Origin of the sequence: Cellulomonas sp. S1-8, assembly GCF_026184235.1 — a bacterium.
Lineage (GTDB): Bacteria > Actinomycetota > Actinomycetes > Actinomycetales > Cellulomonadaceae > Cellulomonas.
Genome location: NZ_CP110806.1, coordinates 802,766 through 818,871 on the forward strand (window position 1 = coordinate 802,766; position 16,106 = coordinate 818,871).

Below are 16,106 nucleotides of genomic sequence, written 5' to 3' on the forward strand. Positions count from 1 at the left end.
CGGCGGGCGGGGGGCCCGCGCGCCGGTAGCCTGGGCCGGTGACCCTGCGGCTGTTCGACACCGGTGCCCAGTCGGTGCGCGACTTCCTCCCTCTCGTCGAGGGGGAGGTCGGCATCTACCTGTGCGGGGCGACCGTCCAGGCGCCACCGCACGTGGGCCACGTCCGCTCCGCCGTGGCGTTCGACGTGCTGGTCCGCTGGCTGCGCCGCAACGGCGCGCGCGTCACGCTCGTGCGCAACGTCACCGACATCGACGACAAGATCCTCGCGAAGGCCACCGCCGCGGACCGCGCGTGGTGGGCGTGGGCGCTGAGCAACGAGCGCGCCTTCACGGCCGCGTACGACGCGCTGGGCGTGCTGCCCCCCGACTACGAGCCGCGCGCCACCGGGCACGTCCCCGCGATGCTCGAGCTCATGGGCCGGCTCGTGGAGCGCGGCCACGCGTACGCCGCGGGTCCCGGGGACGTGTACTTCGACGTCCGCTCGTGGTCGCAGTACGGGTCGCTCACCAACCAGCGGGTCGACGACATGATGGACGTCCCCGAGGACGCGGGGTCGGGCAAGCGCGACCCGCACGACTTCGCGCTCTGGAAGGCGCCGCGGCCCGGCGAGCCCGCGACGGCGTCGTGGGACACCCCGTACGGACGCGGTCGCCCCGGCTGGCACCTCGAGTGCTCGGCGATGGCGCACCGGTACCTGGGCGAGGAGTTCGACATCCACGGCGGTGGCCTCGACCTGCGCTTCCCGCACCACGAGAACGAGCAGGCGCAGTCGCGCGCGGCGGGCTACGGGTTCGCGCGGTACTGGCTGCACAACGGCTGGGTCACGCAGGGCGGCGCCAAGATGAGCAAGTCGCTCGGCAACGGGCTGCTCGTCACCACGGTCCTCGAGAAGGCGCCGGCGGTCGTCGTGCGGTACGCCCTGACCGCCGTGCAGTACCGCTCGATGCTCGAGTGGACCGACGACACCCTCACCGAGGCCGAGGCCACGTGGGAGCGGCTCGCCGGCTTCGTGCAGCGCGCCGCCGAGCGCGTCGGCCCCGCGACGGACGACGAGGTCGCCCGTGCCGCGCTGCCCGCGGGGTTCGCGGCCGCGCTCGACGACGACCTCAACGTGCCCGCGGCGCTCGCCGTGGTCCACGAGACCCTGCGCGCCGGCAACAGCGCGCTCGCGGCCGACGACGACGCCGAGGCCCGCGCCGCGATGGTCGCGCTGCGCGGCATGCTCGACGTGCTGGGGCTCGACCCCGGCTCCCCGCAGTGGAGCGCCGCGGCCGGCGACGGGCGCACGGCGCTCGCCCTCGACGCGCTCGTGCGTGCCGAGCTCGACGCCCGCGCTGCCGCACGCTCCGCCCGTGACTGGGCCACCGCCGACGCGATCCGCGACCGGCTCACCGCTGCGGGCGTCGTCGTGGAGGACTCCTCGACGGGCGCGCGCTGGACGCTCGCCGCGCCCGCTACCCACCTCTCGGAGGACAACTGATGGCCGGCAACTCTGAACGCCGCGGCGCGACCCGCAAGGCCGGATCGAAGAAGGGCGCCCGCGTCGGGACCGGTGGCCACAGCCGCCGCGCGCTGGAGGGCCGGGGACCGACGCCCAAGGCCGAGGACCGGCCGTACCACGTCGCCGCCAAGCGCAAGGCCGCTGCGGAGAAGGCGGGCGAGGCGGCGGGGAGCTCGGGACGTCCGTCGGCGCGCGCCGCGCGGGGTGCGTCGGGCAAGCGCGGCGGCAAGACCAGCTCGACCCACGAGATCGTCTCGGGCCGCAACTCGGTCCTCGAGGCGCTGCGCGCAGGCATCCCCGTGGCGACCGTGTACCTCGCGTCGCGCCTCGAGGCGGACGACCGCACACGGGAGATCATCTCGACAGCCGCCGACGCGGGGTACCCGCTGCTCGAGGTCGGCCGCGCCGAGATCGACCGGCTCACCGACGGCTCCGTGCACCAGGGCGTCGCCATCCAGGTGCCGCCGTACGAGTACCTCGACCCGGAGGACCTGCTCGACAGGGCCGCCGCCTCGCAGACGCCGCCGCTGGTCGTCGCGCTCGACGGCATCACCGACCCGCGCAACCTGGGCGCCGTGCTGCGGTCCGCCGGGGCGTTCGGGGCGCACGGCGTCCTGGTGCCGGAGCGGCGGGCGGCCGGGGTGACCGCCTCGGCGTGGAAGGTCTCCGCGGGCGCCGCGGCCCGTGTGCCGGTCGCACGCGCGACCAACCTCACGCGCGCGCTGCAGGAGTACCGCCGGGCCGGGGTGTTCGTCGTCGGGCTCGACGCGGGCGGCGACGTGTCCCTGGGTGAGCTGCCCTTCGCGGCGGACCCGCTCGTCCTGGTCGTCGGCTCGGAGGGCAAGGGGCTGTCGCGGCTGGTGCGCGAGGAGTGCGACGCGATCGTCTCGATCCCCATCACGGGCGGCGTCGAGTCGCTCAACGCCGGCGTCGCGGCCGGCATCGCCCTGTACGAGGTGGCACGCCAGCGCACCGAGTGACCACCCCCCACGAGTGCGGGGGAGACACCACGAGTGCGGGGGTCGTTTCCCCCGCACTCGCTCCGTTTCCCCCGCACTCGCGGGGCGGTCGTCAGGCGGTGGTCAGCCGATGAGCTGGTCCGGGTCGAGGTCGTCGTCGATGCGGGGCAGCGTGCCCGTCTCACCGTCGCGCAGGTCCTCGGCGCGGGTGCCGAGCACGGAGTGCTCATCCGGGCGGGTCGGCAGGATGTTCTTCACGTAGCTGGTGACGACCTCGGGCATCGGGACGTCGCGGTGCTGCTGCTGCGAGAGGTACCAGCGGTGGTCCAGCAGCTCGTGGTAGATCTGCGCGGGCTCGAGCTTGCCGCGCAGGTCACGCGGGACGCTGCGGAACGCCGGCTCGAACACCTCGGTGACCCAGTCGTGCGCGACGAAGGCCTCGTCCTCGGCCTGCCGGTCGGTCGCGGCGCGGAACTCGTCGAGGTCGTTGAGCAGCCGACGCGCCTGGTTCTCCTGCACGTCGAGGCCCGTGAGCCGCATGAGGCGACGGGAGTGGTGCCCGGCGTCGACGACCTTGGGCTGGATGCGCACCGAGGTGCCGTCGAGGTCGGTGAGGATGTCGAGCTCGCCGACGTCGAACCCCAGGTCGTTGAGCCGGTCGATGCGCGCCTGCACGCGCCAGCGCTCCCCGAACCCGAACGACTCGGTCTCGGTCAGCGCACGCCACAGCTCCTCGTACCGCACGACGAGGGCCTCGCCGATCGCGACGGCGTCCTCGTCCTCGTCGAGGAAGTCCCCGGCCTGCAGGTCCATGAGCTCGCCGATGATGTTGACGCGCGCGACCTCGAGGTCGTAGCTGCGCTGCCCGGGGCTCAGGACGTCGTGCAGGTCGCCCGTCTCGGCGTCGACGAGGTACGCAGCGAACGTCTCGGCGTCGCGCCGGAACAGCGTGTTCGACAGCGACACGTCACCCCAGTAGAACCCCGCGAGGTGCAGCCGGACGAGCAGGACCGCGAGCGCGTCGATGAGGCGGGTCGCGGTGTCCGGACGCAGCGACTGGCTGAACAGCGCGCGGTACGGCAGCGAGAACTGCAGGTGCTGCGTGATGAGGACCGCCTCGAGCGGCTCGCCGTCGGGGTCGCGCCGGCCGGTGATGACGCCGACGGGCTCCACGCTCGGGACGTCGATCTTGCGGAGCTGGCGGAGCAGCTCGTACTCGCGGTACGCGACCGTCTCCCCGATCTCCTTGATCGCGATGACACGCCCCGACATCCGCGCGAACCGCACGACGTGCCGGGAGATGCCCCGGGGGAGCGCGGCCAGCATCTCGTCGGGCCACTGCTCCAGCGGGATGTGCCACGGCAGGTCGAGGAGGGCGGGGTCCGGGTTCGCTGCCGTGATCTGCAGGCGCTGCGCCGTACCGCTCATGGCTGGATCCTCTCAGGTGCTGCCGACGTCGGGCCACCGAGATCGGCCCCGGGGACGGGCGAGGCGGGCCCGGCTGCGCCGGACCCGCCTCGACACGTGGAGCCGGGTGTCAGCCGATGCGCTCGCCGGAGCCGGCGTGGAACAGGTGCTGCGACTCGGGACGGATGCGGACGTAGATCGTCGCACCCTTCGGCGGGACCTGACGCGGGTCGACGCGCACGATGATCTGCGCGTCGCCGGCGCCGGAGTGCACCTGGGCGGCCTGGCCGAAGTCGTTCGTCAGCCCGGCGTAGACGAACGCGTCCGAGCCGAGCTCCTCGACGATGTTGACGACGACCGGGAACGCGTCCGGCGTGCCCTGCGGGACGACGTCGAGCGACTCGGGACGGAACCCGACGGTGATGTGGCCCTTGTCGTCCTCGGTGAGGCGGGTGATCGCCTCGCGGGGCAGCGCGAGACGCGACTGCCCGACCGACGCGGAGCCCTCGAGCACCGGGAACGTGCCGATGTTCATGGCCGGGGAGCCGATGAAGCCGGCGACGAAGACGTTGGCCGGGGTGTCGTACATGTCACGCGGCGTGCCGACCTGCTGCAGGATCCCGTCCTTGAGGACCGCGATGCGGTCACCCATGGTCAGGGCCTCGGTCTGGTCGTGCGTGACGTAGACCGTCGTGACGCCGAGACGACGCTGCAGCGACGCGATCTGCGTGCGCGTCTGGACGCGGAGCTTGGCGTCGAGGTTCGACAGCGGCTCGTCCATGAGGAACACCTGGGGCTGACGCACGATGGCGCGGCCCATGGCGACACGCTGACGCTGGCCACCGGAGAGGGCCTTCGGCTTGCGGTCGAGGTACTGCTGCAGGTCGAGGATCTTGGCAGCCTCCTCGACGCGCTGGCGGATCTCCGCCTTCGGGGTGCCGGCGATCTTGAGCGCGAAGCCCATGTTGTCGGCGACCGTCATGTGCGGGTACAGCGCGTAGTTCTGGAAGACCATCGCGATGTCGCGGTCCTTGGGCTGCACGTCGGTGACGTCGCGGTCACCGATGAGGATGCGCCCGGCGTTGACGTCCTCGAGACCCGCGAGCATGCGCAGGGAGGTCGACTTGCCGCAGCCCGAGGGGCCGACGAGGACGAGGAACTCGCCGTCCTCGACGTGGAGGTTGAGGGCGTCCACCGCGGGACGCTCGGTCCCCGGGTAGATGCGGGTCGCGTGGTCGAAGCTGACCGTAGCCATGGTTCTGATTCCCTTCACCGGCAGGTACGTGCCGGACGATCCGTCGTGAAGAGTGTCAACGCAGGTCCGCGGGTCCGCGGGCCTGCTGAGCCCTGTGTCTCCGCTGACACGGATCGAGGGGGGTCGACATCCGACCTCCCCCGGTCGCTCGTCAGTATGGCACAGGTCACGTGACGGCCGGCTGGGCCGCGGGCGCCTCGGCGCGACCTCCACCGGGGTGCCGCGGCGCGTCGAACCCGCGGGTGACCAGGCGCAGGCCGAGCGACAGCTCCCACAGGAAGATCGGCGCGACCGCGACGGCGGAGAGCGTCGAGAGCTGGTGGTTGAGGCCGAGGACGGTCAGCACGACGGAGACCACCTGGAGCGGGGCGCCGACGAGCGCGAGCACCGGGATCAGGCGTGGGACGAGGCCCGAGCGCAGCAGGAGCGAGCCGAGCAGCGCGGCGTTGACGGCGGACACGAGGCCCGGCCCGAGCAGGAAGGTCCAGTCGCGCACGGCGACGAGAGCGCCCGCGACGGTGGCGGTCGCGGGGTCGGCGGGCAGGTCGCCGGCGCCCACCTGCTGCCGCAGGGTCACGACGGCGAGCAGTGCGACGACGCCGACGAGGATGATCGCCGCCTCCGTGAGGCGCGCCGCGAGGAACCCGACGGCGCGCGCCTCGCCGCGGTGGCGCAGCAGGGGCAGCAGGACGACGGCGGTGGCGATGCAGGCGACCGCGTTGACGACGTCGAGGAGCGTGCCGAGCAGGACGCGGGTGTCGGCGCCGGGGCCCAGGACGTAGCGCGGGTCGTCGAGCACGGGGCCGAGCAGGAGGAGCGCGGGGATGGAGGACGCGAACGTGAGCAGGTAGAGCGCGCCGGCGAGACGGGCGGCTCGGGCGGTGTGACGGGGGGACGTCATCGGGGGTCCTTCCAGAAGAGGTGTACGGCGTACACCTTCAAGCCGGGACGCTAAGGCGTACTGTGTACACCTGTCAAGGGAGGTGGCATGACGGACGGACGACGGGACCGGCTCAACCGCGGACGGGTGCTGCAGGCCGCGGTCGCGCTCGCCGACCGCGAGGGCGCCGACGCCGTGAGCATGCGGTCGCTCGCCGACCACCTCGGCGTCGTCCCGATGGCGCTCTACAAGCACGTCGCGGGCAAGGAGGACCTGCTCGACGGCATGGTCGACCAGGTCGTCGCCGAGATCGACCCGCCGACGCCCGGCGTGCCGTGGCGCCCGGCCGTCCGCGCCCGGGTCCTGTCCGCGCGCGAGGCGATGCTGCGCCACCCGTGGGCCCGCCGCGTGCTCGAGACCCGCAGGACGCAGACCCCCGCCGTGCTCGACCACCTCGACTCCACGATCGGCATCCTGCGCGGCGGCGGCTTCTCCGACTCCCTCACGCACCACGTCATGCACGCCTTCGGCAGCCGCGTGTGGGGGTTCACCCAGGAGCTCTTCGCCGACGCCCCCACCGCACCGCCGCCCCCCGAGGCCATGGCCGCGCTCGCCGCCCGCTACCCCCACATCGCGGCGACGATGCTCGCGGCGTCCCACGACGCCGGGACGGTCGTCGGCGCGGGGTGCGACGACCAGCAGGAGTTCGAGTTCGCGCTCGACCTCGCGCTCGACGGCTTCGAACGGCTGCGTGCGCAGGGCTGGACCCCGCCCCCGCGCTGAGGGGCCGACGCGGTCAGACCAGCGCGTCCCGCAGCACGACGAGCGCCGCGACCCCCGCCTCGGGGTCGGCCACGCGGAACCGGGCGACCGTGTCGCCCGGACCGACCTTCAGCGTCACGTCGTCCGGGTCGAGGGCCGCGAACGCGTGCTCGTCGGTCACGTCGTCGCCTGCGTACAGCACGACGGGCGCACCGAGCTCGTGGCGCAGCGCCTGCAGCGCCGTCCCCTTGTCGGCCGGCAGCACCGTCAGCTCGACCACGTCCTTGCCGTGCAGCGTGCCCACGCCCAGCTCGGTGCCGAGCGCGAGCGCCTGCGCCTCGGCCGGCGCGGCGACCTCGGGCTCCGCGAGCCGCGTGTGCACGACCACCGCGGTCGGCTTCGTCTCGACCCACACGCCGTCGCGGCCGCGCGCCACCGCCGCCGCGCGGGCCCCGAGCGCCGCGAGGCGGTCGGCCTGCTCGTGCGTCAGCTCGACGACGTCGCGGTCCAGCCCGAACTGCGTGACCCGGGCGCGCTCGGCGCCGTGGCTGCCGACGAGGTACGTGCCCGCGGGCACGTCGGCGAGCGCGTGCAGGTCGGCCATCGCGCGGCCCGAGACCAGGGCCAGCGCGACGCCGTCGAGGGCCGAGAGCTCCGCCAGCACCTCGACGCCCGCGGGCAGGATGCGCGACGCGGACGGGTCGTCCTGCAGGGGTGCGAGCGTGCCGTCGAAGTCCAGCGCGACGAGCACCGGACGCGCGGTGCGGTCGGCGCCCAGCGCGGTGAGGCGCTCGCGCAGGTCCGCGGGGACGCGGGTGTCGGTCCCGGCGTTCACGTCAGCCACGGTATTCCCTGACCGGGACCGCCGTCAGCGAGGCGAGGAACTGCGCGGACCAAGCAGCCACGTCGTGGGTCAGCACGCGGCGCCGCAGGCGACGCATCCGCTTGCGCGACTCCGCGGGGTTCATGTGCACCGCGTACGTGATGGCGTCCTTCATGCCATCGATGTCGTGCGGGTTGACGAGCACCGACCCCACGAGCTCGTCCGCGGCGCCCGTGAACTCGCTGAGCACCAGGGCCCCACGCTCGTCCGACCGGGCGGCGACGTACTCCTTGGCGACCAGGTTCATGCCGTCGCGCAGCGCCGTGACGAGCATGACGTCGGCCGCGAGGTACAGCGCGGCCATCTCCTCCATCGGGAACGACTGGTGCAGGTACTGCACCGGGGCGTGCCCCACCTGCCCGTGGTCGCCGTTGATCCGGCCCACCAGGAGCTCGACGTCGTCGCGCAGCTGCTGGTACGCCCCGACGTTCTCGCGGCTCGGGCTGGCGACCTGAACGAGCGTGGTGTTCGTGGCCGACAGGCGCCCGTCGTCGAGCAGCTCGCCGTACGCCTTGACGCGGTGGCGGATGCCCTTGGTGTAGTCGAGGCGGTCCACCCCCAGCAGCAGGTGCTCGGGGTCACCCAGCTCGCTGCGGATCTGCACGGCGCGCTCCTGGACCTGCGGGCTGCGCGCCAGCTCGTCGAACGCGTGAGAGTCGATCGAGATGGGGAACGCCGCGGCCCGCACGTGGCGGGGCGAGGCGGTGTCCTCGTCGACCGTGACGACCTGACCGCGCGTGGTGAGGTCCGTCAGCCGTCGCACGACCCGCACGAAGTTCGCGGCGTCGCCGCCGCGCTGGAACCCGATGAGGTCCGCGCCGAGCAGCCCCTCGACGACCTGCTTGCGCCACGGCAGCTGCGCGAAGATCTCCAGCGGCGGGAACGGGATGTGGTGGAAGTACCCGATGCGCAGGTCGGGGCGCAGCGCGCGCAGGTACGCGGGGACGAGCTGCAGCTGGTAGTCGTGGACCCACACGGTCGCGCCGGGCGCGGCGTTCGCGGCCGCCGCCTGCGCGAACCGCTCGTTGACCCGGCGGTACGCGTCCCACCACTGCCGGTGGAACTGCGGGGGCGCGATGACGTCGTGGTAGAGCGGCCACAGGGTGTCGTTCGAGAAACCCTCGTAGTACCGCTCGACGTCGGTGTCCGTGAGCATCACCGGCACCAGCTCGGTGCCGTCGACGTCGAACGGCTCGAGCTCCAGGCCCGGTGACCCGCCCCAGCCGACCCAGGCCCCCTCCGCCTTGGACATCACGGGCGCGAGCGCGGTGACGAGGCCGCCGGGCGACCGCGTCCAGCTCGGCGCGCCCTCCTCGTCGAGGCTCACGTCGACCGGCAGGCGGTTCGCGACGACCACCAGGTCGTGGCCGTCGTGCGGCACGTCGGGCACCAGATCAACTCCTCGCAGGTCTCGCGCCACGACCCTAGTCGTCCACCGGGTGACACGCTCGGGCGCGGGACGGCGCGCCGCGTCGCCGTGAGCGGCTAGGTTGCCGGTCTATGGAGCGGATCGGGCTGACGCCGGGGTCGGAGATCGGCGGGTACACCATCGTCGCGCCCCTGGGCTCCGGGGGCATGGGGACGGTGTACCGGGCCGTCGACGGCGGCGGGCACGAGGTCGCGCTGAAGCTGCTGCACCCGCACGTGGGGTCCGACGCGGTCGTGCGGACGCGGCTGATGCGCGAGGTCGCGGCGCTGCAGCGGCTGCGGCACCCCGCGGTGGCGGCCGTCCTCGACGCCGAGGCCGACTCCACCGAGGCCTTCCTGGTCACCGAGCTCGTCGCGGGCGACACCCTCACCGACCACGTCCGCGAGCGCGGCACCCTCGACGCCGACGACCTGCTCACCCTCGCCGAGGGGCTGCGCTCGGCGCTCGCGGCCGTCCACGCGGCGGGCGTCGTGCACCGCGACCTCAAGCCGTCGAACGTGCTGCTGACCGACGACGGCCCCGTGCTCATCGACTTCGGGCTCGCGCAGGGGGTCGACGACGACGCGAACCTCACGAGCGCGGGCTTCGTCCTCGGCACGCCCGGCTACCTGCCGCCCGAGCTGCTCGACGGCAGCGAGCCGAGCGCCGCGACCGACCTGTGGGGGTGGGCGGCGCTGCTCGCGTTCGCCGCGACGGGACGCGACCCGTTCGGCTCCCGACCCCTCGAGGCGGTGCTGGCACGGGCCCGCGCCGGTCAGGTGGACCTGGAGGGCGTCGGCCCGGTGACGGCCGCGGCGATCGCCGGAGCGCTGCGCCCCGACCCCGCCGAGCGCACCGACCCCGAGGACGTCGTCGCCGCGCTGCGCGCCGTCGCGGCCGAGGGCGACCTGCCGCCCGGTGCCGCTGCCACGGTCGTGACCCCGGGCGGGGGCGGCGGGGCGTTCACGGCGGCCGCGGCGGTCGGCGCCGCGGGCCTCGTGGCGGCCGGTGTCGCGGCCGCCGGCGACGACGGGTCGGGCGACGGGTCGGACGACGCCGTGTCGGACGACGACGGCCCCGGCGGGGTCGTCGACGACCCGGACGCCGCGCTCGAGACCGACGACGACGGCGATGACGAGGGCGACGACGAGGGCGCGGACGACGATGGTGAGGTCGACGACGCGGACGACGGTGAGGTCGACGACGCGGACGACGGTGAGGTCGACGACGCGGACGACGACGCGGACGACGACGGTGAGCTCGACGACGCGGACGACGACGCTGAGCTCGACGACCCGGACGACGACGGCGACCCGGCCGACGCCGAGGCGGACGACGACGGCACCGACGACCTCGACGGCGACGACGGCACCGACGACGACGCCGACCTCGACGACGGCGACCTCGATGGCGACGACCTCGACACCGACGACCCCGACACCGACGACCCCGACGGCGACGACCCCGACGACGTCTGGGCCGAGGACGCGCTCCCCACCGAGCTGGTCGCGCAGCGGACGTCGTCGCCGCAGGACGCGTTGCAGACCGTGGCGGTGGGCACCACCGGTGCCGCCGGGGCGATGGCGGCCACGGGCGGGGTGGTGGTCGCACCGCCCGATCCGCCGGTGCGCGACGGGCACACGGTCGCGGTCCCCGTCCGCCGTCCGGCACCGGCGTCCGTCCCGCCGGAGGTCCCGTCCGGACCCGCTGCCGGACCCGCTGCCGGACCCGCTGTCGTGCACCCCGTGGCCCACGACCCCGAGGACCCCGAGGACGTCGACTGGCTCGAGGACGACCTCGGGGACGACCTCGAGGAGCCGGACGACCTCGACGGCGAGGAGCCCGGGTACGTGCGCCCGCCGGCGCGCCGCCGTTGGGGGTCGCTGCTGGCGCTCGCGCTCGTCGTCGCGCTCGCCGGGATGCTCTACCCGGTCGTGACGACGGCGGTCGTGCTCGTGCTCGTCGTCGCGGTCCGGACCGTGGGGGCGACGGTGGAGGCGATGCACGCGCGCCGGGAGCGTCGGGGCGTGCGTCGCAGCGACGGTGTGCTCGCGTGGGCGTCCACGCCCTGGTACCTGCTGCGGTCGGTGCTGGGGGTGCTGCCCGCGCTGCTGGTCGGCGGGGCGGTCGTGCTCATCGTCACGGGCCTGGGCTGGTGGCTGCTGGGGTCGGGTCGCTGGGAGATCGGCGGGTCTGCGCCGGGGGAGGCCCCGCAGGGGTCCACGGCGACGCTGCTCGTCGGGGGCCTGGTGCTGCTCGCGGTCGCGTTCCTGTGGTGGGGACCGCTGTCCCGGATGACGCGCACGGGCGCGCGCCGCACGCTCGCGGCCGTGGCACCCGGGCCCGTCGGCGCCCTGGTGGTGATCGTCGTCGCGCTCGTCGCGGCGGTCGTGCTGGCCGACCGGCTGCTCGACGCGCAGCCGCTGTCGTGGTGGCCGGCGCCCACCCCCACGCTCCCGGCACCCTGACCGGGCCGGGGCCCGCACGTCGGGACCTGCGCCGGGTGACCGGGGGCGTCGCGTGCCCCTACCCTGGTCCCGTGCGTGCGACGTCGACGGTGCGGGCCATGGCCCCCGTCGCTCGGCGCGCCTCCCCGCCCCCTCGCGCCCACCTGCGCGCCCACCTGCTCGGCGCGCTCGGGGCGGCGCTGGCCCTCGCGTCCGTCGTCCTCGGGGTGCAGGGCCGCGTGCTGCTGCACCACTGCGTCACGGCGGACGGCCCGCTCGCGGCCCTCGGCGTCCGGATGGCCGTGCTGCGCTCGGCCGCGGAGTGCCCGGACGGCGCGTTCGGCCTCGGCGCGACGGCGCACGGCGCCGTCCTGCTGCTGAGCGTCGCCGTGCCGGTCCTCGCGGTCCACGTGCTGCTCACCGCGTGCGGGCTGGGCCTCGGGGTCGTGACGCGACGCGCGGTCACGACGGTCGTCGCGCTCCTCGCCACGCACCTCGTCCCGACGACGACGCCCGGGGTCGTGGTCCCGGCCGTGCCCGGGGGAGCGTCCCCGGTCCGGGCGGACGTCGCCGTCCGGCGCGACCGGGGGCACGACCCGGCGCGACCGCACCGGGGCCCGCCGGCCCGCTGACGCGCCCGCGCCCGCACGTCCCCGCCGGCCCCGCCCGGCCCCCGAACCCAGGAGCTACCCGTGCCCACCAACGACCCCCGTCTCACCAAGTCGCAGCGTCGCGACGACGCGCGCGCCAAGGCGCTCGCGATGCGCCAGGAGCAGGAGCGCAAGGCCAAGCGCACCCGGCTGATCGCGATCGGCGGCCTCCTCGCGGCCGTCGTCGTGCTCGGCGGCGTGATCTTCGCGATCGTCCGCCAGGGCCAGGCGAACGCCGAGGCGTACGCCGACGTCGTCTTCGCGGGCGGCACCGAGAACACGCTCGTGCCCGCGTTCGCCGACATCGACACCCCCGACGCCGCCGACGACGCCGGTGGCATCCCCGTGAGCGCCGCGGGCGTCGGGGAGGCAGGCGAGGACGACGTCGTCGTCGAGGTCTACTTCGACTTCATGTGCCCCTACTGCGGCCAGTTCGACGCGGCGAACGCCGGTGAGCTCGAGGCGCTCGCCGCCGACGAGGGCGTGACGGTCGTGTACAAGAACATCGCGTTCCTCGACGGCAACTCCCAGGGCACCTTCTACTCGACGCGGGCCGCCAACGCGGCGGCCACGGTCGCCGCCGAGGACCCCGACAACTACACGGCGTTCATGACGGCGCTGTACGAGAACCAGCCCGAGGAGGGCACGTCGGGCCTCAAGGACGCGCGGATCGCCGAGATCGCCGTCGAGGTCGGGGTCCCGCAGGCGGTCGTGGACACGTTCACCGAGACGGTCGACGGCACCTACGAGGTCGCCACGTCCGAGGACGAGACGGAGTCCCGCGAGGGCACGTGGCGCCGCTACGCGCCGTTCGTCGCCGCGACGACGCAGCAGGCCGGCACGGACCTGGGCGGGCTGAGCACCCCGACCGTCCTCATCGACGGCGAGAAGTGGGAGGGCGACCTCTACACGACCGGCCCGCTGACGCAGGCCGTGCTCGCGGCCGTCTCCGCCAAGGGCTGACGGTCCGGCGCCCCGGGCGCCGTCCCCTGCGAGAGGGACGGGCGCCCGGGGCGCGACGGCCGGTACCCTGGCCGCCGCGCCTCCTTAGCTCAGCTGGCCAGAGCAGCTGTCTTGTAAACAGCAGGTCGTCGGTTCGAATCCGACAGGGGGCTCCAGTGCTGCCGGTTCGGTCGTGGGTCGACCCGGCGATCAGCCGCCCAGCGCCTCGCGCAGGCGGGCGATGTCGTCGGCCTGCGTCTCGGCGGGCGTCTCGACGACGACGTCGCAGCCCGCCTCGCGCACGACGTGGGCGATGAGCTCGGGCGGGATCGTGCCGTCGGCGAAGCCGGCGTGCCGGTCGCGGCTCGAGCCGTGCGGGTCGCGCGAGGAGTTGGCGTGCACGAGGTCGACGCGTCCGGTGATGGCGGTCAGACGTTCCACGAGCGTCTCGAGGTCCTCGCCCGCGGCCCACGCGTGGCACGTGTCAAGGCACACGCCGACGTCGTAGCCGCCGATCGCGTCCCACAGCATCGCCCAGCGGTCGAGCGTGCGGGCGCACGCGTTCTCGCCGCCGGCGGTGTTCTCGACCAGGACGCGCACGGGGAACGTCGCGCGCTCGAACATCTTGCGCCAGTTCTCGATGCCGACCGCGACGTCGTCGCCGTCGCCGACGTGCCCGCCGTGCACGACCAGCCCACGGGCGCCCAGGTCGGCGGCCGCGGCGGTGTGCTGGGCGACCATGGTGCGGCTGGGGATGCGGATCCTGTTGTTGGTCGAGGCGACGTTCACCAGGTAGGGCGCGTGCGCGTAGAGGCCCAGCCCGGAGGCGGTCAGCGCGTCCGCGTCGGGGCGACGCACGGGCTTCTTCCACCCCTGCGGGTCGGCGAGGAACACCTGCACGGCCTGCGCGCCGACGCGCGCCGCCTCGGCGACGGGGTCGTCCCCGCGCACGTGTGCACCGATCAGCACCACGACGTCCTCCTCGGTCCGGGGTCCAGGCGCGTCGGCCTGCCGACGCGGGACGGGTTCACAGGGCCGGCCCGGTCTCCTCGAGCAGCCGCAGCGCCGCGCTCACACGGGGGTTGCGCACCGGGTCTGCGTCGATGCCGAGGGTCGAGTACACCGCGTACACGTGGTTCTGCACCGACTTCTCCGTGATCGCGAGGCGCTCGGCGATCCCCGCGTTCGACAGGCCCTGCGCCAGCAGGCGCAGCACCTCGAACTGCCGCTGCGTCAGCCGCGCCACGGCGGAGCCCGCGCGTGGCGTGACCCGCTCGAGCAGCGCCGGGTCGAGGACGGTCTCGCCCGCGGCGGCCGAGCGCACCGCGTGCAGCAGCGCCGCCTCGCTCGTCGTGCTGGTCTTCGACAGGTAGCACCAGCCGTGCGCGACGTCGCGCGGCAGGTCCAGCAGCAGGTCCATGGCGTCGTGCGCCGACAGCAGCAGCACCCCCAGGTCCGGCTGGGCGCGCCGCAGCGTGACGCCGAGCGCGATGCCGTTGCCGTCCGGCAGGTCGATGTCGAGCACGACGACGTCGACGAGGTCGGGAGTCAGGAGCCGGTGCGCCTCGCCGACGGTGCCGACGGAGACCACCACGTCGAGCTTCGGTACGTCCTGGAGAGTCCGCTCCAGCATCGAGCGGAACAGCGGCTGATCCTCCACGAGGGCGACGCGCAGGGGGCGTGAGGGGGGCGGGATCATCCCGCACAGTATGGTCGCGCCAGGCGGACCCTGCCGGGACGCGCGCCGCGCGTCTCAGGGGGCGGGACGCCGAGGGGGTGGACGATGTCGGCTGCGCGGGAGTCCGTGCCGGCGGCGGTGCGTGCGCGGGACGTCGCCGCGGACCGGGGGTCGCTGCTGCGCGCGACGGCGATCGTCGCGGGCGGGTACGCCGTCGGGGCGTCGCTGCAGAGCGTCTGGATCTACGCCTCGGTCATCCCCGACTGGGCGGGCATCGAGCTGTGGCGCCGCCTCGCGGCCAACGGGATCGCCGTCGTGGGCCTGGTCGTCGGGCTCAGCCTGCTGCGGGTGCACCGCGCGCCCGGACCGTTCGCGATCGCGACGCGCGTCCTGTTCGCGTCGGTGTTCATGGGCCTGGTGCGCATCGGCGTGCAGGTGGGGCTCGGGGTGTACGCCCCGGACCAGCCGACGGCGCTGACGACGGAGCTCGTCACGGGTGCGTTCATCGCCGTGATCGCGTCGAGCTCGGGCGTGTGGGCCATGTCTTCGCGGCGCAGCATGCGGGCGGTGATCCGGGCCGCGGAGCGCGAGACCGTCAGCGTGGAGCTCGCGGTCCAGGCGCTGGAGGCCGAGGAGATCCGCGTGCGCCGGCAGGTGGCGGAGGGTCTGCACGGGACCGTGCAGCAGCGCCTCGTGCTCGTCGACGCACGTCTGGCCGCGGCGCAGGAGCAGGTGGCGCGCGTCCTGCCGCAGGTCGCGGAGGAGATCGCGCTGGCGCGTGCGGAGCTGGCGGAGTCGCGTGAGAACGACGTGCGGCAGGTGAGCCGGCTGCTGTACCCCGACCGCCTGGAGATGGGCCTGGTGCCCGCGGTGCGGGCCCTGCTGAGCCGGCTGCCCGCGACGATCGCGACCCGGCTGCAGGTCGGCGACGAGCTCCGCAAGCTGGACGACCCGGCGCGCGAGGGGCTGACGGTCCCCGAGCGGCTGCTGGCGGTGCGGGTCGTCGAGGAGGCCGTCACGAACGCCCTGAAGAACGGTCCTCCGACGTTCCTGGAGGTGGAGCTCGGTCTCGCGGGCGACACGCTGCACGTGTCCGTGACGAACGACGGCGACCCGTACGACCCGCCGACCGTGCCGGACCCGGCGTCGGGCACGGCCCGGCTGCGCCAGCGCCTGCGTCTGGCCGGGGGGTCGTTGCAGGTGCTGGCACGCGAGCCGACCGGCGTGCGCGTCGAGGCGTCGATGCCTGTCGGCCTGTTACCCCCGGAAGCCCCGTGACGCCACCGGAGGGCGGGTGAAGAAGTGGGACAACTGCGACGCCGTGGGGGAGGTA

Annotated in this window: 14 protein-coding genes and 1 tRNA gene; 8 read left to right on the top strand and 7 right to left on the bottom strand. The window is 74.4% G+C overall.

Features of this window, described 5'->3' with window-relative positions; translation table 11 throughout:
* Positions 1-38 precede the first annotated feature (38 nt).
* Positions 39-1,481: a cysteine--tRNA ligase gene (gene cysS / locus OKX07_RS03680; protein ID WP_265630507.1), complete on the top strand. Its 1,443-nt coding sequence runs from the start codon at positions 39-41 to the stop codon at positions 1,479-1,481.
* Positions 1,481-2,482 carry a 23S rRNA (guanosine(2251)-2'-O)-methyltransferase RlmB gene (rlmB, locus tag OKX07_RS03685; protein ID WP_265630508.1) on the top strand — a complete coding sequence of 334 codons (1,002 nt, stop codon included), beginning with the start codon at positions 1,481-1,483 and terminating at the stop codon, positions 2,480-2,482. Before cysS ends, rlmB begins: the two co-directional genes overlap by 1 nt.
* A gap of 102 nt (positions 2,483-2,584) precedes the next feature.
* On the opposite strand, the gene OKX07_RS03690 is transcribed toward rlmB, so the two are convergent.
* The 3 genes from OKX07_RS03690 to OKX07_RS03700 all read right to left on the bottom strand — a co-directional run bounded on the left by OKX07_RS03690 (position 2,585) and on the right by OKX07_RS03700 (position 6,024).
* Positions 2,585-3,889 carry a DUF4032 domain-containing protein gene (locus OKX07_RS03690; protein ID WP_265630509.1) on the bottom strand — a complete coding sequence of 435 codons (1,305 nt, stop codon included), beginning with the start codon at positions 3,887-3,889 and terminating at the stop codon, positions 2,585-2,587.
* 109 nt (positions 3,890-3,998) lie between these two features.
* Entirely contained in the window at positions 3,999-5,123 is a 1,125-nt protein-coding gene (locus OKX07_RS03695; protein ID WP_265630510.1) for an ABC transporter ATP-binding protein, read from the bottom strand.
* Positions 5,124-5,289: 166 nt separating this feature from the next.
* The gene (locus OKX07_RS03700) at positions 5,290-6,024 is read right to left on the bottom strand and encodes a DUF4386 domain-containing protein (RefSeq protein ID WP_265630511.1); all 735 of its coding nucleotides are present in this window, start codon (positions 6,022-6,024) and stop codon (positions 5,290-5,292) included.
* An 87-nt stretch (positions 6,025-6,111) separates the two neighbouring features.
* Here OKX07_RS03700 and OKX07_RS03705 point away from each other — a divergent pair, with 87 nt between their 5' ends.
* Positions 6,112-6,786, top strand: coding sequence for a TetR/AcrR family transcriptional regulator (locus OKX07_RS03705; protein WP_265630512.1), 675 nt, complete (start codon positions 6,112-6,114; stop codon positions 6,784-6,786).
* Between the two features lie 13 nt (positions 6,787-6,799).
* Here the strand turns inward: OKX07_RS03705 and otsB are convergent, their stop codons facing one another.
* Together otsB and OKX07_RS03715 are read right to left on the bottom strand one after the other, a co-directional pair.
* Positions 6,800-7,600, bottom strand: coding sequence for a trehalose-phosphatase (otsB, locus tag OKX07_RS03710; protein WP_265630513.1), 801 nt, complete (start codon positions 7,598-7,600; stop codon positions 6,800-6,802).
* 1 nt (position 7,601) lies between these two features.
* Positions 7,602-9,038 carry an alpha,alpha-trehalose-phosphate synthase (UDP-forming) gene (locus OKX07_RS03715; protein WP_265630514.1) on the bottom strand — a complete coding sequence of 479 codons (1,437 nt, stop codon included), beginning with the start codon at positions 9,036-9,038 and terminating at the stop codon, positions 7,602-7,604.
* A gap of 110 nt (positions 9,039-9,148) precedes the next feature.
* Here OKX07_RS03715 and OKX07_RS03720 point away from each other — a divergent pair, with 110 nt between their 5' ends.
* The 4 genes from OKX07_RS03720 to OKX07_RS03735 all read left to right on the top strand — a co-directional run bounded on the left by OKX07_RS03720 (position 9,149) and on the right by OKX07_RS03735 (position 13,271).
* Complete coding sequence (locus tag OKX07_RS03720) at positions 9,149-11,524, top strand: serine/threonine-protein kinase (protein WP_265630515.1); 2,376 nt, start codon at positions 9,149-9,151, stop codon at positions 11,522-11,524.
* 71 nt (positions 11,525-11,595) lie between these two features.
* The gene (locus tag OKX07_RS03725; protein WP_265630516.1) at positions 11,596-12,135 is read left to right on the top strand and encodes a hypothetical protein; all 540 of its coding nucleotides are present in this window, start codon (positions 11,596-11,598) and stop codon (positions 12,133-12,135) included.
* Positions 12,136-12,195: 60 nt separating this feature from the next.
* The gene (locus OKX07_RS03730; RefSeq protein WP_265630517.1) at positions 12,196-13,116 is read left to right on the top strand and encodes a DsbA family protein; all 921 of its coding nucleotides are present in this window, start codon (positions 12,196-12,198) and stop codon (positions 13,114-13,116) included.
* Between the two features lie 78 nt (positions 13,117-13,194).
* Positions 13,195-13,271, top strand: a tRNA-Thr gene (locus tag OKX07_RS03735).
* A gap of 34 nt (positions 13,272-13,305) precedes the next feature.
* Here the strand turns inward: OKX07_RS03735 and OKX07_RS03740 are convergent.
* Both OKX07_RS03740 and OKX07_RS03745 read right to left on the bottom strand, forming a co-directional pair.
* The gene (locus OKX07_RS03740) at positions 13,306-14,067 is read right to left on the bottom strand and encodes a deoxyribonuclease IV (RefSeq protein WP_265630518.1); all 762 of its coding nucleotides are present in this window, start codon (positions 14,065-14,067) and stop codon (positions 13,306-13,308) included.
* Positions 14,068-14,122: 55 nt separating this feature from the next.
* Entirely contained in the window at positions 14,123-14,794 is a 672-nt protein-coding gene (locus OKX07_RS03745) for a response regulator (protein WP_265630519.1), read from the bottom strand.
* Positions 14,795-14,878: 84 nt separating this feature from the next.
* Here OKX07_RS03745 and OKX07_RS03750 point away from each other — a divergent pair, with 84 nt between their 5' ends.
* Positions 14,879-16,051, top strand: a complete 1,173-nt coding sequence (locus tag OKX07_RS03750; RefSeq protein WP_265630520.1) for a sensor histidine kinase — start codon at positions 14,879-14,881, stop codon at positions 16,049-16,051.
* The last annotated feature ends 55 nt before the right edge of the window (positions 16,052-16,106 follow it).

Excerpts from the sequence above, each read along its gene's own strand:
- OKX07_RS03750 (WP_265630520.1), top strand. The coding sequence starts at position 14,879 with ATGTCGGCTGCGCGGGAGTCCGTGCCGGCGGCGGTGCGTGCGCGGGAC.
- rlmB (WP_265630508.1), top strand. The coding sequence starts at position 1,481 with ATGGCCGGCAACTCTGAACGCCGCGGCGCGACCCGCAAGGCCGGATCG.
- OKX07_RS03745 (WP_265630519.1), bottom strand. The coding sequence starts at position 14,794 with ATGATCCCGCCCCCCTCACGCCCCCTGCGCGTCGCCCTCGTGGAGGAT.
- OKX07_RS03705 (WP_265630512.1), top strand. The coding sequence starts at position 6,112 with ATGACGGACGGACGACGGGACCGGCTCAACCGCGGACGGGTGCTGCAG.
- OKX07_RS03690 (WP_265630509.1), bottom strand. The coding sequence starts at position 3,889 with ATGAGCGGTACGGCGCAGCGCCTGCAGATCACGGCAGCGAACCCGGAC.
- OKX07_RS03720 (WP_265630515.1), top strand. The coding sequence starts at position 9,149 with ATGGAGCGGATCGGGCTGACGCCGGGGTCGGAGATCGGCGGGTACACC.
- OKX07_RS03700 (WP_265630511.1), bottom strand. The coding sequence starts at position 6,024 with ATGACGTCCCCCCGTCACACCGCCCGAGCCGCCCGTCTCGCCGGCGCG.
- OKX07_RS03695 (WP_265630510.1), bottom strand. The coding sequence starts at position 5,123 with ATGGCTACGGTCAGCTTCGACCACGCGACCCGCATCTACCCGGGGACC.